12 protein-coding genes are annotated in these 16,067 nt (G+C 35.9%); all 12 read left to right on the top strand.

The genetic code is table 11. From position 1 onward, the window contains the following. The first annotated feature begins 6 nt into the window (after positions 1 to 6). The 12 genes from CHB72_RS19235 to CHB72_RS19290 all read left to right on the top strand — a co-directional run bounded on the left by CHB72_RS19235 (position 7) and on the right by CHB72_RS19290 (position 15,984). Positions 7 to 3,060, top strand: coding sequence for a tetratricopeptide repeat protein (locus tag CHB72_RS19235; protein ID WP_089284499.1), 3,054 nt, complete (start codon positions 7 to 9; stop codon positions 3,058 to 3,060). Positions 3,061 to 3,376: 316 nt separating this feature from the next. Further along, positions 3,377 to 4,978, top strand: coding sequence for a BCCT family transporter (locus tag CHB72_RS19240; protein ID WP_089284500.1), 1,602 nt, complete (start codon positions 3,377 to 3,379; stop codon positions 4,976 to 4,978). Between the two features lie 223 nt (positions 4,979 to 5,201). Further along, the gene (locus CHB72_RS19245) at positions 5,202 to 5,660 is read left to right on the top strand and encodes a (2Fe-2S)-binding protein (RefSeq protein WP_089284501.1); all 459 of its coding nucleotides are present in this window, start codon (positions 5,202 to 5,204) and stop codon (positions 5,658 to 5,660) included. Positions 5,661 to 5,808: 148 nt separating this feature from the next. Further along, on the top strand, positions 5,809 to 6,690 hold the full coding sequence (locus CHB72_RS19250) for an FAD binding domain-containing protein (RefSeq protein WP_089284502.1): 882 nt from the start codon (positions 5,809 to 5,811) through the stop codon (positions 6,688 to 6,690). Beyond that, positions 6,690 to 8,954, top strand: a complete 2,265-nt coding sequence (locus CHB72_RS19255) for a xanthine dehydrogenase family protein molybdopterin-binding subunit (protein ID WP_089284503.1) — start codon at positions 6,690 to 6,692, stop codon at positions 8,952 to 8,954. The genes CHB72_RS19250 and CHB72_RS19255 overlap by 1 nt, the downstream gene beginning before the upstream one ends. A gap of 13 nt (positions 8,955 to 8,967) precedes the next feature. Then, positions 8,968 to 10,494 carry an HAL/PAL/TAL family ammonia-lyase gene (locus CHB72_RS19260; protein WP_089284504.1) on the top strand — a complete coding sequence of 509 codons (1,527 nt, stop codon included), beginning with the start codon at positions 8,968 to 8,970 and terminating at the stop codon, positions 10,492 to 10,494. A gap of 177 nt (positions 10,495 to 10,671) precedes the next feature. Continuing rightward, complete coding sequence (locus tag CHB72_RS19265; RefSeq protein ID WP_089284505.1) at positions 10,672 to 11,691, top strand: molybdopterin-binding protein; 1,020 nt, start codon at positions 10,672 to 10,674, stop codon at positions 11,689 to 11,691. A gap of 7 nt (positions 11,692 to 11,698) precedes the next feature. After that, complete coding sequence (yqeC, locus tag CHB72_RS19270; RefSeq protein WP_089284506.1) at positions 11,699 to 12,469, top strand: selenium cofactor biosynthesis protein YqeC; 771 nt, start codon at positions 11,699 to 11,701, stop codon at positions 12,467 to 12,469. Further along, a complete protein-coding gene (gene mocA, locus CHB72_RS19275; RefSeq protein ID WP_089284507.1) occupies positions 12,466 to 13,071 on the top strand; it encodes a molybdenum cofactor cytidylyltransferase in 606 nt (201 codons plus the stop codon). Before yqeC ends, mocA begins: the two co-directional genes overlap by 4 nt. Beyond that, positions 13,046 to 13,855 (top strand): selenium-dependent molybdenum cofactor biosynthesis protein YqeB, encoded by an 810-nt coding sequence (gene yqeB / locus CHB72_RS19280; RefSeq protein ID WP_089284508.1) that lies wholly within the window; start codon positions 13,046 to 13,048, stop codon positions 13,853 to 13,855. Before mocA ends, yqeB begins: the two co-directional genes overlap by 26 nt. Positions 13,856 to 14,154: 299 nt before the next feature. After that, on the top strand, positions 14,155 to 14,841 hold the full coding sequence (locus CHB72_RS19285; protein ID WP_089284509.1) for a Crp/Fnr family transcriptional regulator: 687 nt from the start codon (positions 14,155 to 14,157) through the stop codon (positions 14,839 to 14,841). A 99-nt stretch (positions 14,842 to 14,940) separates the two neighbouring features. Then, the gene (locus tag CHB72_RS19290) at positions 14,941 to 15,984 is read left to right on the top strand and encodes a BMP family lipoprotein (protein WP_089284510.1); all 1,044 of its coding nucleotides are present in this window, start codon (positions 14,941 to 14,943) and stop codon (positions 15,982 to 15,984) included. Positions 15,985 to 16,067: the final 83 nt, after the last annotated feature.

The following is a 16,067-nucleotide window of genomic DNA, read 5'->3' on the forward strand; positions in this document are numbered from 1 at the left end:
GAGGAAATGACTATTATAACAGCAAAATTATTAGGGAATCCTATGATTTATAAAAATAATAAACAGATTACTTTTCCCTATAAAAAAGCAGAGGCTTTATTTTATTATTTATTAATCGAAAAAAGGGTTTCGAGAGATATATTAGTTAACCTCTTTTGGGGAACAGTAACAGAGGAGGTAGCGAAAAAAAATTTACGAAATGCTGTTTATATGGTAAAAAAAGCTTTTGACGAAGATGTGTTATTATCACCTCAAAGGTCAATGATCATTTTAAATCCAGACATTAGCTTTCAAATAGATACAGAAAAGTTTATACAATCCAAAGAAAAGATTCCTCTAAAAAATTATGTAGGAGATTTCTTAGAGGGATTTTTTGTTAAGGATGCAGAAGGATTTGAAGGATGGATGTTAGATTTAAGAGATAAATATAAAGATGTATATGTATATAAGCTTCATCATGAGGTGGAAATTTCCTACGAGAATAATGAGTATAAAAAAGCAGAAAAACATTGTAAGACACTAATCAATATTGATGAATTTGATGAAAAAGCTTACAGACAACTTATGATAATTTATCAAGCACAAGGAAAATATAATCAGGGAATTGATATTTATAATAGATTAGTAGAAATATTGAAAAAAGAATTAGCAATTACTCCTGATATGAAGACAATCAAGTTAGCAGAAGAATTAATAAAAGAAAAGTCTCAAAAGGAAACTACAGATAAAAAACAGTATAAAGATTTTTTTTATGGTAGGAAAAAAGAATTACAGCTATTGGAGAAAGATTACCAGAATTTTATTAATGATCAAGGTTGTAAATCTTTTTTTGTCATAGGTGAGGCAGGAATAGGTAAAAGCAAATTGTTAGAAGTCTTTCTAAAAGCTCATGATATAAATGAAGATCAAATTTTCTTTACCTATTGCTATCAAGCAGAAGAAAATTATTTACTAAAACCCTGGAACATTATTTTTTCTAAACTTTCAAATGTTATTGAAAAAAATGACATTGAAATACCTATATTACAAAAAAATATTGCCAGTTATATGTTTCCAGCTTTTTCTAATCATAACAATGTATCTACTATTAATTCTGTTGAAAACTTAGATTTCTTAAAATATCAGGTAATGGAAAACAACATGATTGATATATTAGAAAGAATGGCAAAATATAAAAAAAATATTTTAATTTTTGAAGATTTACAATGGGCAGATTCTATGAGTATAACGCTACTAAAAAATCTTATTCTGCACAATAGAAACAATTCCATTATGATTTTTGGAACCTGTAGAAATGAGTATAGAAAAAAGCTAGATGATTTTTCAACAGAGCTAGGAGCCCATGATTTAATTTATAAATTAGAATTGAGAAGATTCAACAAGGATGAAATGATTGATTTTTCAATACAATTGATGCCAAACTACCCTTTTAATCAGCAGATTAGGGAATTAATATATAGAGAAACAGAAGGTAATCCATTTTTTCTAAAGGAGCTTTTAAATAATATTCAAGAAAATAGGAAAGGCATCCAAATAACTGCTAAGATGGAGGATATTATTCGAGCTAGATTTTTAAATGTTTCAGAGGAAGGAAAAAAAATATTAAACATTATATCCGTTTTTTTTGATGGTGCGCCCTTCAAATATTTACAAGAGATTAGTGATAAAAGTGACATGGAACTAATGGATATTATTGAGGAATTACAAGATAGAGATATCCTGAAGGAAATGATGGGCATTGAGGATGTTGAACTGATTTTTACCCATCAAAAATTAAGGGAGTATTTATATATGCAGTTATCTCTTTCTAGAAAAAAGGTTTTACATGAAAGAATAGGCAGTCTTATTGAGGGTAAGTTGAAAAAAGTGAAAAGTGATATGCTTTTATATTCAAAACTGATTTATCATTTTTCCAATGCAGGAAACTGGATTGCTGCATTAAAGTATAGTATTAAAAATTTAGAGGAATATCTTTATTTTAATCATGAAATATTTCCTGTAATTAATAGTGAAGGCAATAGTGCTGAAGCGTACCTATATTTAACACAGGATCAGGCCAAGACAAAGATTAAGGAAATAGAGGCGCTATTGCAGAAGGTAAAGGGAGAAAATCATGGTAACAGTGAATTGAGAAAGTTAGAAATGGCCTATTTGCATATGGAGGGACGACTTTGTATCCGGCAAGGGAACTATGATAAAGGAATGCATATCATAAGAGAGATTATTGATAAATCTTTGGAAGAAAAGGAATATACACTGGCTCTAAAAGGCTATCGTCAAATGATTTATTATTGCATTAATACGCAAAATATAGTATTGATGGTAGAATTAATTGAAAAAGCATTAGAGATTGCTGAAAAGCAAGAAGATAAAGAAGAAATAGGTATTCTTTATAGATTGAAGGGTTTACTGAAAATAATAGAGGGGGAATATGAGGAAGGAGAAGAAATTCTAAAAAACGCTATTCTTATTTTTAATACGCTTCCTCAACCAGAGAAATATCTTCTTAATATAGCAGCAGCCTATAATTATATTGGAGAAAGCAAAAGACATAATCAAAAATTTCAAGAGGCTATAGACTATTATAAAAAAGCTATAGCTATATGCCAAGAGAAAAAAATACTTAGGGGATTAGCGATCTTTCAGACCAATACAGGCTTGGCTTTTCATGCTATGGGAGAGGATGAAAAGGCTAAAAGTTATTTTAATAAGGCATTAAAGATCTATAAAAAGCTAGATTCCTTATGGGGACGTTCAATAGCCTTTGGACACTTATCCCTTATTTTAATTAAAGAGGGCAAATATCAAGAAGCACTACAATACCTGCTTAAGGCTGAAGGAGACGCTCAAAAATTAAAAAGCCCCTATGAAACAGCACTAGTATTAAGAGTGAAGGCAGAGATTTCTAAACAAATGAAAAGAGATGAAGTCTTAAATAAGGTTTTCTTTCTTTATATAAATAAAGGGGTTGAAGTCTACTGTAGAGAAGGCATCGATATTTTAAAGGAATTAAAAGGATATTATGAAATTAACCTATTTAAACAACTGATAGAAAGTTAAATTTTACCTCTATTCTTCTTAACAGATATATTTTACAATTAAGAAAATCCAGTATTTTTTCAATGCTGGATTTTGACTTTTTATGGACGATAGACTGTTAAAATGTAATCAAACTGTATAAATGTAAGAAAATTCACTTTTGTCAAAAACTTATATTTTTTTAGCAATAATAAGTATATTTTTTTAGATTAAATAGAAAATAGTCTGTCTCAAAATTATGGACAGCCTATGATTTCCATATTACACTTCAATGATTGTCTGGTGAATTTTCTTAGAATTATTAGTTGAATCATTAGAAAATTAAGGGGGAAATTGAATGAAAGCTTCAAACGAAAAGGCTAAGCTAAGAATGGCGATTTTTGTACCGATGTCCATCATTTTTCTAACTGCAATTATTGTTGGATTAGTAGCACCTGCAATATTTTTGGAGGGTATGAATAAAATTGTAGAATTCGCTTTTGTAAATTTTGGTTGGTTATTTCAGATTTCAGGAAACATTTTTTTGGCAATGTGTCTATATTTAATGTTTTCTAAATATGGAGATATTAAGCTAGGGGGGCCTGATGCTAAGCCAGAGCTAAGTAATTGGAACTGGTTTGCCATCTCTCTTTGTGCAGGAATAGCTACAGGCATTCTTTTCTGGGGTATTGCTGAGCCTATCACTCACTTTATGTCACCACCGTTGGGCTTAGAGGCTATGTCAGAGGCAGCAGCAATGTTTTCTATGACAACAACCTTTATTCACTGGACTTATATTCCTTATGCTATGTATGGTATTGCTGGTATTGGGGTTGCTTTTGCAGTATACAATATGAAGCTCCCTTACCAAGTAAGCTCAACTCTTTATCCGCTGTTTGGAAAAAAGATTGCTGGTTCAGTTGGGGATATTGTTGATAACGTGTGTCTATTCGCAATGGCTGGGGCTGTAGCAGCTGTATTAGGTGTAGGCACCATGCAAATAGGAAGTGGATTAAATGTTTTAACTGGCATAACCACTGGAAAGGGCTTATGGATTACCATATTACTTGCTATTGTTGTTACTTATGTTATTTCTAGCTATACTGGATTAGATCGTGGTATTCGCTGGTTATCCGATAAAAACTCAAAGCTTTTTCTAGCTATGATGGTATTTATCTTTATCGTGGGACCAACACAATTCATATTGTCATTAGGAACACAATCGGTTGGAGACTTTTTGCAAAACTTCTTTGTAAGAACCCATTACCTAAGTCCAATAGAAGGCTCCGCATGGCCAAGATGGTGGCCAATCTACTACTGGGCCATATGGTTAGCCTATGCTCCATTAATAGGAATGTTCTTAGCTAGATTATCAAGGGGTAGAACCATCAGACAATTTATGCTTGTCAATGTTATGGTACCTGCTACCTTTGGACTTCTGTGGTTCTCTGTATTTGGAGGCTCAGCTATTCACCTACAACTAAATGGTGCAGAAATTTGGGAATCAATCCAACAATCAGGCTTAGAAGTATCTGTATTTGCATTTTTAGATAATTTCCCATTATCAGGATTATTAAGTGCCATCTTTATTGTGGCTATCTTTGTTTCCATTGTTACAATGGCGGACTCAATGACCAGTACAGTGGCATCACTATCCACTACCGCTAGTTTATCTAAAGGAGCAGAGCCTCCTACAAAAGTGAAGCTCTTCTGGGGCGGGGTTATGTCTTCAATGGCGATCATCAATATCTTAAGCGCTGGAGGAGAAATTAGTGGTATTGATGCTACAAAACAGATCGCCACCGTAGCAGGGTTCCCAATATTGTTCTTCATGCTACTACTTGGGGGAACAACCATGTATATGATTATGAAACAAAGCAAATATGATTTAGCCAACTGTCCAGAAACTGCTGAAATAGACGAGTCTGTGATAGTAAAAGAAGAAGCTACGAATGAGTAAATAGCCTTAAGATAAAAAATAATAAAATAAATAGAGTCAATAGGCCTGTCTATAATAGATGGGCTTATTGAACTTATAGAATGAATGTGACTGTACAGTATCTAGAAAAAGTCGATAAAATTCAAAAAATACATGAAAGATTGACCTTTTATCGACGATTCTCAGATAAAATAAAAGAGAAGATTTAATATTCGTAATTGACAGCAGACGAGGAGGAATAGATATGCTTTTAGAATTTATCGTTAATGGAAGAGGACATAAGCTGGAGGTAGATGCAAGGGCTAGATTATTAGATGTATTAAGGGATAAGCTAGGTTTAACAGGAACAAAGGAAGGTTGTGGTGAGGGAGAATGTGGTGCCTGCACTGTGATCATTAATGGCTTGGCGATTAACTCCTGCTTGGTACTAGCACCTCAAGCTAATGGTAAGGAGATTTTGACAGTAGAGTCCTTAGAACAGGATGGAGAATTGGACCGCTTACAAAGGGCTTTTATAGACAATGGTGCTGTGCAATGTGGGTACTGTACACCTGGGATGCTAATGTCCTGTAAGGCTTTACTAATGCAAAACCCTAATCCTACAGAAGAGGAAATAAGAAGGGCTATCGAGGGGAATCTATGTCGATGTACAGGATATACCAAAATTGTTAGAGCAGTAAAGGAAGTAGTGGAAGAAAAATAGGATATAGATATATGCTGGTAAATCTTAATTTTAATATACACGGGTCTACGGTTTCGCCCTTGACTAAAAGGCATAGTCAAGGACTGCAAATGTAGCCCCTTAGTATATTAAAATTAAAGTCTAGATTATTGCAAAGGGGAGTTTTTTTATGCGTGATATAGTAATGAAAAGGCCAGAGAACCTAGAGGCATTAGTAGAGGCTTTATCATCTGTAAACGATACCACCTATTTGCTGGGTGGAGGAACAGATTTTATGATCAAGCTGCGAAAGCATAGAATATACTCTGGAACAATTATTAACTTAACACAAATCAAGGAATTAAATTATATTCTTAGAGAAAAGGATAGAATCAAAATAGGTGCTATTACGACCTTTACTGAGATTGCTAGTCATCCTTTGATAAAACAGTATGCCAATTGTTTGGCGGAGGCTGCTGATAAGGTTGGTTCAACACAGATTAGAAATGTTGCTACTATTGCGGGAAACATAGCGAATGCAGCTCCCTGTGCAGATACGGTAACTGCTTTAATGGTCTTGGATGCAAAAATAAAGATTATCGATGGAAATGGCGAGACAAGAGAAAAATCCTTAGATGAAGTGATAATAGGTTCAGAACGTAATACCTTAGAGAAAAATGAAGCAATTATTGAAATTCTAATCCCAGTGATAGAAAAAAAATCAAAAAGTGCCTTTGCTAAGCTAGGGAGTAGAACAGCAGTAACCATATCTAAGTTAAATATAGCTGTTGTTTTGGAGTATGATCAAGAAAATTCCATTCATCAAGCTAAGGTAGCCTTAGGGGCTCTTGGACCAAAGGCCTTTAAGTCTGATATTGTAGAGAAGGCTTTACTAGGGAAAAAGCCTGTCGAAAGCCTCTTGCTAGAGCTTCAAGAGGCACTAATGGAGCAAGTGGATGCTTCTATATTAGGAAGAGGCTCCCATCCCTATAAAAGAGATGCTATCCAGGGGCTTGCTGATGATATCTTTTATAAGTTGTTTGCCAGTACCAGTATAGGAGGTGAGGTGTGATGCAGCAGGATCTAAAGTATGTGGGTAAATATGTACCAATCCATGATGTGAAGGAAAAGGTGACAGGAAAGATTAAATATGTTGGGGATATGGAAATACCAGGAATGCTATATGGGAAACTGGTATTAAGCTCTATTGCCCATGGGAATATTGTGAAAATTGATACTTCTAGAGCCGAAGCTATACCAGGAGTTGTAAAGGTTTACACCCATGAAAATACTCCCTCCACCCTTTATAATAGCCATAAATGGATTGCAGGATTAGAGGTAGTAAAGGATGAAAGATTATTTACAGATAAGGTAAGATTTGTAGGGGATAGGATGGCGGCGGTTGTAGCTATTGACAGAGATACGGCAGAATATGCAGCCACGTTAATCGATATAGAATATGAGGAATTAACGCCTATTATTGATCCTCTAGAGGCATTGAAGGAGGATAGGGTTAAAATCCATGAAGGCAGCAATAAAATTGTAAGCAAAGAAATTAAAGCTGGTATGCCAGAGGAAATCCTAAATAAGGCAGAGATTATAGTGGAGGACGATGTAACTACACAAAAAGTACATCATGCTGCTATGGAAACTCATGTTTGTCTCACAACAATAGAAGCAAACGGACAATTGATGGTATGGACTCCTTGCCAAGTAGTTTTTCAAGTACGTCTCATTGTTTCTGAAGTGTTAGGATTACCGTTAAATAAAGTTAGGGTAATTAAACCACCAATGGGAGGGTCCTTTGGAGGAAAGGGAATACCAGTGCTGGAGCCTGTTTGTGCTTATCTATCTTATGATTTAGGCAAGCCTGTAAAGCTGCAGATGAACAGAACGGAAAGCATTATCGCTACCAAAACAAGGAATGCTACAATAGGTAAGGTAAAAACCGCCATAGACAGAGAAGGGAATATATTGGCAAGAGATATAGAGATGCTGATAGATGGAGGAGCTTATTTCACCAATGCTGAAGCAATAACCATGGCTATGGGAAAAAAAGCCTTCAGGTTATATAAGATTGATAACCAAAGATATAGCGGTGAAGCGGTATATACAAATACTCCTGTAGGAGGGGCCTGCAGAGGCTATGGCTCTCCACAAATCCATACTGTAACAGAGATAAATATTGATCATGCAGCAAAAAAAATAGGCATGGATCCTGTGGATTTTAGACTAAAGAATTTAGTTCATCCCTTTGACAAAGACCCTATAGGGGGCCCAGATTTAGGAAATGCTCGAGCGATAGATTGTGTTAAAAGAGGTATGGAGGCCTTCGAGTGGAAAAAGAAATATAGCAAACCTAATGATACTGGTAGATTCGTGCGGGGAGTAGGAATGGCTTGCGCAACCCATGGTAATGGCTACTACGGTGCTTACCAAGATTATATAACAATGGATTTGAGATTAACAGAGGATGGGGAAGTAATATTAAAATCTGGTATCCATGATTTAGGCTGTGGAACAGTTACTACAATGATACAAATTGTTGCAGAGATATTGGATATTCCGCCTTATAAAGTGATGGCAACAGAAGGAGACACCCTATTAAGTCCCTTTGATTCCGCTGGTACACAAGCTAGCCGAGTAACTTTTGTATGTGGTGGAGCGGCTATGAAGACTGCTGAACTGCTCCGAGAAAAACTTATAAGCTATACGGCAAGAATATTTAATTGCCCTGAAGAAGAGGTTATCATAGAATCAGAGAAAGTATGGCATAAGGACCACGAGGAAAATAAGCTTAGCTATGGAGAAATGGTAGTAAAGATACAACAAGCATTTAAAGAAGACATGCATATGAATTATACCTACCAATCTAAAGGCAATCCCGCTGTATATGCTGCTAACTTTGTTGAAGTAGAAATTGATACTTTTACAGGACTAGTAAGGGTATTGGATGTGCTAGCAGTTCATGATGTTGGAAAAGCCATCAATCCAGGCTTTGTAGAAGGTCAGGTACAGGGGGCTATTCAAATGGGAATTGGTTTTGCATTGACGGAAGAAATCACAGTGGATGATCAAGGAAGAATTGGCTCGAATAATTTCAGTAAATATCATGTTGTGAACGCTCCTGATATGCCTGATGTAAAGGTACTGCTAATTGAAGAAGGGGAAGAGCATGGACCCTTTGGAGCGAAGAGCGTAGGAGAAATCTGCACTGTCCCAATAGCTCCTGCCATTATTAATGCTATTCACCATGTTTTGGATATAAAGATTCAATCCTTACCAGCAACTTCAGAAAAGATTTTAGAGGCCTTAAGAGGAAAAAACAAAAGATAGGGGCGTAGGTAAAATGGGAAAAAAGTCAATTATTCTTGATGGGAAGAGTCTATCGATAGAGCAGGTTACTGAAGTAGCTAGGGAAGGACTAATAATAGAAATCCATGAGAATGCTATACAAACAGTGGAGGCTTCAAGGGCATTGGTTTATGAATTAGCCAACAGTGATGTGCCCGTCTATGGCTTTAATAGAGGAGTAGGATTAAACAAAGACAGAGAAGTAGTGGCAAAATATTATTCAGAATACAATCGCAATCTGATTTTGGCCCATTGTGTAGCAGTGGAGCCAGAAGCCAGTGAAGAGGATGTAAGAGCCATCCTATTAACTCGGTTAAATACACTATTATTGGGGTGTACTGGCATACAGCCAGCAATTGTGACAATGTATAAGGATTTTTTAAATCATAGAATTCATCCTATTATCCCAGAAAGAGGTTCCATCGGAGAAGGGGATATCACCTGTCTTTCTCATATTGGTTTAGCTATGATTGGAGAGGGAGAGGTTTATTATCAGAGTATTCGTATGGCGGCAGTAGAGGCGCTAAAAAAGGCAGGGCTAAAGCCCATTGAACTGGGGCCTAAGGATGGTTTAGCCATAGTATCCTCTAACGCATTAGCTGCTGGGCCTGGAGCGATGGTATTAAAGGATGCTGAGGATTTGGTGGAGATGGCGGATATCGTGTACGCTATGACCCTAGAGGGCTTTAGAGGAAATGTAACTCCCTTGGACCCGAAGACCTATGAAGTAAGACCTTATCAAGGACAATCCTTCAGTGCAGAACAAGTGAGAAAGTATTTGGAGGGAAGTTATTTATGGCTGCCGGGAGTGACAGAATCATTACAGGATCCACTAAGTTTAAGGGGCTCCTGTCAGGTCCACGGTTCTGTTAGAGATGTGCTCGATTATGTAAAAAAACATATGGATATCCAACTAAATTCCTCTGATGATAATCCTTGTGTACTATTAGATGAAAGACGAATCATATCTTGCTCCAACTATGAAGTAACAACTTGGGTGCTAGGCTTTGAAATGTTAGGAGTAGCCTTAAGCCATCTTTCAAGAAATGCATGCTATAGAACAATAAAGCTAGGAACCCCAAAGTTTACAGGATTATCTAGATTTTTAACTCCTGCCGATGCTAGAGTAATTGCGTATGGGACTATACAAAAGACCTTCACTTCTTTGGATACAGAAATAAGGCATTTGTCTAACCCGGCCACTGTTGATTATTATTCCTTAGCTGGAGATATAGAGGATCATGCCAACAATTCACCCTTTGTAGTGAGGAAAACAGCAAAGATTATAGATAATCTGTACTATATTTTAGGGATAGAAGCCATGCATGCTGCTCAAGCTATTGATCTAAGAAAAGCAACTAAGTTAGGTAAGGGTACAAAGGTAGCCTATGAAATACTTCGTACAGAAATACCTTTCTTGGATAAGGATAGAAACCTTTCCATTGATATTAAAAAAGCTTATAATATAATAAAATCTAAAGCGTTATTAAAGGCTGTAAAGGAAGCAGTAGAAACGAGATAAAGCATAGACTAGACTGTTCAAAAGACTTCAGATTCAAGGCGCGAGAAAACCCAGCGACCAAAACGTATATAGAAATACGTAAGGGTGCTGAGTCTTAGAAGCAACGAAGAAGATGGAGATTTTTCAAAAGTCTACCGACATTTGTCGCTTTTGTTGTATAAAGAGAGGAATGGAAAAATGAAGAAGATTAAGGTGGAAGATGCGGTGGGCAGCGTATTGGCTCATGACTTAACGAAAATTGTTCCGGGCGAATTTAAGGGAGCTGCTTTTAAAAAAGGTCATATAGTTAAGACAGAGGATATTATTGAGCTAAAGAACATGGGAAAAAATCATATACATGTTTTAGAGCTGCGGGAAGACGAAATCCATGAGGATGATGCTGCCTTAAGAATTGCAAAGGCTGTGGTGGGAGAAGGTTTTACATTAGAAGGTCCTTCCGAAGGAAAGGTCAATATCAAATCCACAGAGAGAGGTCTACTAAAAATAAATACAAAGGTACTAGAACTAATCAATGACATAGATTTAATTATGCTGGCTACCCTGCATAATAATACTTTGGTGGAAAAGAACAAGGTTGTGGCAGCAACCCGGATTATACCCTTGACCATAAAGAAGAGAGAAATCCACAAAATTGAAAGTATATGTAGAAACATGGGGAAGGTAGTTACTATAAAGAAATTAAAACCATTGAGAGTAGGTATTATTGTTACTGGTACAGAAGTTTATGAAGGAAGAATTAAGGATCGATTTGGACCTATTTTAGAGGAGAAGGTTCGAATCTATGGTGGACAGTTAGTCGATACAAAATATGTTCCAGACGATACAGATGAAATCACTAAAGCCCTTAAGGCGTTGATTGATAAGGGTGCGGAAATCATATTAACCTCTGGCGGTATGTCAGTTGATGCGGACGATGTCACACCTACGGCTATTGCACAAATAAGTAATCATGTAGTTACCTATGGATCGCCGGTTTTGCCGGGGGCGATGTTTATGCTGGCATATAAAGACAAAACTGCTATACTAGGTGTACCAGCTTGTGGCATGTACCATAGAATTACCGTTTTGGATTTGGTATTCCCAAGGATATTGGCGGGAGAAATCCTTACTAAAAAAGATATTACTTCTTTAGCCCATGGAGGACTTTGTCAAAACTGTGAGGTATGTCTTTATCCTATTTGTCCCTTAGGAAAGTAGGTGAGCCATGAAGCTTTATGAAGCACTCAATATCAATTTAGATCAAAAGGAAATCATCTCTTTTGTAGGAGCTGGCGGAAAAACTACTAGCCTGTTCAAGTTGGCGAAAGAGCTAAAAGAAGCTGGGAGCAGGGTGCTACTAACTACTACTACGGCTATATATTCGCCAGCTAAAGAAAGTTATGATAGGTTAATACTAACAGATGAAGATGACCATAAAAAGCTTCTTGAGATTAAAAACACCCAATCAATTTGTGTTCTTGGTAAAGCTATTTCCAAGGAAAACAAGCTCTTGGGTTTAGAACCTTTAAAAATTTTAGAACTTAGCAAGCTGAATAGTTTTGATCATATTTTAATAGAAGCAGATGGTGCCAAAAGAAAGCCTATCAAGGCGCCTGCAACCCATGAACCAGTGATACCTTCCAACACAACAAAGCTTATAGGGGTTATTGGTTTAGATGTTCTGAATAGAGAAATAGAGGAGGAATGGGTCCACAGACCCCAGTTTTTTTGCCAATTGACGGAGGGGAAAATAGGCGGTAAAATTGATATCAACAGGGTTGTTAAGCTTGTAATCGCCGATGGAGGACTCTATAAAAGTTGTCCGGAAATCTGTCAAAAATATTTGTTGTTAAATAAAACCGATGATTCCTTCAGAGAAAATCTAGCAATTGAAATTTTCAACCTTCTAAAGAAATATCAATTTGTTCTTCATGGTGTGATTGCTGCATCTATGAAGGAGAAAGAGAATTATATCAAATGGAGTGATAGCTTTTGATTACAGGTATTATCATGGCATCAGGATTTTCTAAAAGAATGAATAAGAACAAGCTTACTTTGGAAATTGACGATACACCTATCATTGAAAGAGTAATCAGGGCAGTAAAAGGTTCTTATGTTGAAGATATACTTGTAATATATAGACAGAGGGAAATAAGAAAAATTGCTGAAAAAAATAATGTAAAAGCTATTTACAATGTCTATGCTAGTCAAGGACAAAGTGAAGCTATAAAACTAGGCATAAGAGCTGCTGATCCTCAGTCAAAAGGTTATATGTTTTTTGTAGGAGACCAACCCTTCTTAAAGGCTAATACAATTAACCAATTGATAGAAGCTTTTAATAAGGCACCCCAGACCATCACTCTTCCTCTCTACAATGGAAAAAGAGGAAACCCAGTTATCTTTCCCATAGATTTTAAGGATGCTTTACTTGGTATCACAGGAGATCAAGGTGGGAGAGGGATTATTGAACAAGAGAAGAAGGTTAACTGTATTACTATAGAAGATAGTAGAATTGGTATAGATATCGATACATGGCAACAGTATGAAAAGCTATATGGGGGAGATGAAATTAATGAGAAAAAATATAGTGGTGATTAGAAGCGGAGGAGATATTGGAACGGCAATAGCCCATAAACTTCACCGATGTGGTTTCAAGGTCTTAATATTGGAAACTAACCACCCTCTGGTCATAAGGAGAACTGTGGCCTTTGCACAAGCTATATTTAATGGGGAAGTAGAAGTAGAAGGTGTAAAGGCAGTAAAGGTTGAAGGTTTATACGAGATTATAGGAGCATGGGAGGATAATAACATTCCAATTATTATAGACAAAGATTGCAGTATACTTAAGGAAATACCTACAGACATTATCATCGATGCTATTATGGCAAAAAGAAACCTAGGAACCTCCATAGATATGGCTCCTATCACAGTTGCTGTTGGACCGGGATTTGAAGCTGGAGTAGATGTAGACGTAGTGATAGAAACAAATCGAGGACATCATTTGGGAAAACTGATTTTTACAGGTTTTGCAAAAACAGATACCGGTGTGCCAGGAAATATTATGGGCTATAGCAATGAAAGAGTGATTAAGGCTCCTTGTACTGGAGCAATCAAGATTCTATGTGACATAGGAGAAATTGTAACAAAAGAGCAGATTATTGCTTATATCGAAAATGAGCCTATCCAAGCAGCCATTGGCGGAGTCTTAAGAGGAATGATTCATGAAAATACAATGGTAACAAAAGGACTAAAAATAGCAGATGTTGATCCTAGAGGTTGTGTAGAGTATTGTTATACTATGTCGGACAAGGCTAGGGCTATAGCAGGAGGGGTTTTAGAGGCTATTTTTTACATAAAAAAGAAGAAAAATATTGTTTTGTAAGAAAAGAAACAATGAAACATAAATTGCTTTTAGCATCCTTGCAGAAGTCTTACTTGTGAAAAACAATGGTAGGCTTGTACATATGAAAGATAAATAACACCCAATTTTATAACAATAAGATTCTTTGTTAGATAAGAACGCCTTTAAAGCTAATTACCCAAGAAAAGAAAGATAGAAGACATAATTCCGTGTTTTTATCTTTCTTTTTTTCAATTCATGTTAAAATAGTTTTATAGCAGGACATATGTCCTTTATGAGAACGTTATCTTGGGATATACTTAAAGAAAAGAGGGACTGTTATGAAGATACAAGACCTTATTGAGTCAAATGCTGCCATTAAGGAAATGCTTAAGGATTGTCCATATGATATATTAAGAAAATGGGAAATGAAGCATTATGAAAAGGGACAAATCATTTGTCAACAGGATATGTATTATAATTATTTTTATATCATTTTAGAGGGATATGCTAATATTTCTATTACAGCAGAAAACGGAAAAAAATATTCTCAATCCATCTATAAAAAAGGAGACTATTTTGGTGAGCTAGAAATATTTGAACAGAAACCCTATATCTGTTCAGTAGAGACATTGACAGACCTAAAGGTTCTAAGAATAAATCGAGAATCTTTTTTGGAATGGCTTGATAAAGATAGAAACTTTTTATTATACATAACAAAAACCCTGTGTAGTAGCTTCTACAAGCTCTCTAAAAAAGCAGGAGAGGATACATTATATTCGCTAAAATATAGGGTCTGTAACTATTTAGTATATTGTTTAGATAGAGGAATAAAGAGAGGAAATGTTATTGAGATAAAAATAGAAAAGGAACAGCTTAGCGAACAATTTGTGGTTACTCAACGTAGCATTAATAGGATACTGAAACATCTAAAGGAAAAAGGCATAATAGAAGTAAATAACAAATCTATCATAGTGATCGATGTAGCTAAGCTAAAAGAAGAAGAGATATTAAGCCGAAGTGAATAATAGCTAATCCTTCAGTCTAGGTAAAAGTTGATTACATAAGATTGAATGATTATAGATTAATCTAAATTATTTTAATAAATATATTAAGGGGGAAAATGTATGAAAAAAATGATGACATGGATCATGATTATGGTGTTAATCACAGGTATGATGTTAACTGGTTGTACAAAATCTGCTGACACAGGAACGCCTGATACAGCAGAAGGAGAAGAGGCTGTAAAAGTGGCCTTGGTTGTAGCGGGTGGTTTAGGTGATCGTTCTTTCTATGATTCATCAAATGAAGGGATAGAAAGAGCTAAGGCAGAATTAGGTATTGAAGCTAGAGTATTTGAATGTAGAAATGACCCATCATTATTTAATGATCAATTGGTACAGGCATCTCAGTACGCTTCTGTAGTAGTTGTTGTTGGCTTTGAATTCTATGATGTAGTTCAAGAATTAGCATTAGAATTTCCAGAAGTAAATTATATCTATGTTGACAACGAAATAGAAGGTATTGATAATCTTACAACCATAAGCTACAAAGAAAATGAAGGGTCCTTCTTAGCTGGAGCAATGGCAGCTATGCTGACTCAAGAAAATTCTATTGAAGGTATTCAACAAAGCAAGGTTATTGGTATGGTAGGGGGAAAGGATCTTCCAGTCATCAGAAACTTTAAAGCTGGTTATGAAGCTGGTGCGGCTTACATCGATCCAGATGTAAAAGTTGAAACTATTTATGCTGGTGACTTCGAAGACCCTGCTAAAGGGAAGGAAAGTGCATTAGCTCTTTATTCAAGAGGTGCTGATATTGTATTCCAAGTAGCAGGAAAAACAGGAGAAGGTGTATTTGAAGCTGCTAGTGAAGTGGGTAGATTTGCCATTGGAGTAGACTCTGATCAAAGATATATTAATCCTGATGTTATTGTTGCCAGTATGATTAAAGGTGTAGGCTTATCTATATTTGAATCTATTGAAAGAATTCAAAATGGAAGCTTTGAAGCCGGAAAAGTATATCATTATGGTATCGATGAAAATGGTGTTAGCTTGGGTTATGGTACACAGGACATGAAGGAAATTGTTACAGAAGAAATGAAAACAAAACTAGAGGAAATCAAAGGAAAGATTACTAGTGGAGAAATCGTAGTACCAGAAGGAAAGTAAAATGAGACTTAATTCAGAAGGAATCTTTATTCCCACTGAATTGTAGCTGAATTTATTTCGAGGATGTAGTGCCTGGACTGCCG

It is taken from the genome of Anaerovirgula multivorans, assembly GCF_900188145.1.
Classification (GTDB): Bacteria; Bacillota; Clostridia; order Peptostreptococcales; family Natronincolaceae; genus Anaerovirgula; species Anaerovirgula multivorans.

What these genes read in the sequence shown, in the direction of transcription:
- yqeC (WP_089284506.1), top strand. Translation starts at nt 11,699, where the DNA reads ATGAAGCTTTATGAAGCACTCAATATCAATTTAGATCAAAAGGAAATC.
- CHB72_RS19290 (WP_089284510.1), top strand. Translation starts at nt 14,941, where the DNA reads ATGAAAAAAATGATGACATGGATCATGATTATGGTGTTAATCACAGGT.
- CHB72_RS19250 (WP_089284502.1), top strand. Translation starts at nt 5,809, where the DNA reads ATGCGTGATATAGTAATGAAAAGGCCAGAGAACCTAGAGGCATTAGTA.
- CHB72_RS19285 (WP_089284509.1), top strand. Translation starts at nt 14,155, where the DNA reads ATGAAGATACAAGACCTTATTGAGTCAAATGCTGCCATTAAGGAAATG.
- yqeB (WP_089284508.1), top strand. Translation starts at nt 13,046, where the DNA reads ATGAGAAAAAATATAGTGGTGATTAGAAGCGGAGGAGATATTGGAACG.
- CHB72_RS19245 (WP_089284501.1), top strand. Translation starts at nt 5,202, where the DNA reads ATGCTTTTAGAATTTATCGTTAATGGAAGAGGACATAAGCTGGAGGTA.
- CHB72_RS19265 (WP_089284505.1), top strand. Translation starts at nt 10,672, where the DNA reads ATGAAGAAGATTAAGGTGGAAGATGCGGTGGGCAGCGTATTGGCTCAT.
- CHB72_RS19260 (WP_089284504.1), top strand. Translation starts at nt 8,968, where the DNA reads ATGGGAAAAAAGTCAATTATTCTTGATGGGAAGAGTCTATCGATAGAG.
- CHB72_RS19240 (WP_089284500.1), top strand. Translation starts at nt 3,377, where the DNA reads ATGAAAGCTTCAAACGAAAAGGCTAAGCTAAGAATGGCGATTTTTGTA.
- CHB72_RS19235 (WP_089284499.1), top strand. Translation starts at nt 7, where the DNA reads ATGACTATTATAACAGCAAAATTATTAGGGAATCCTATGATTTATAAA.
- CHB72_RS19255 (WP_089284503.1), top strand. Translation starts at nt 6,690, where the DNA reads ATGCAGCAGGATCTAAAGTATGTGGGTAAATATGTACCAATCCATGAT.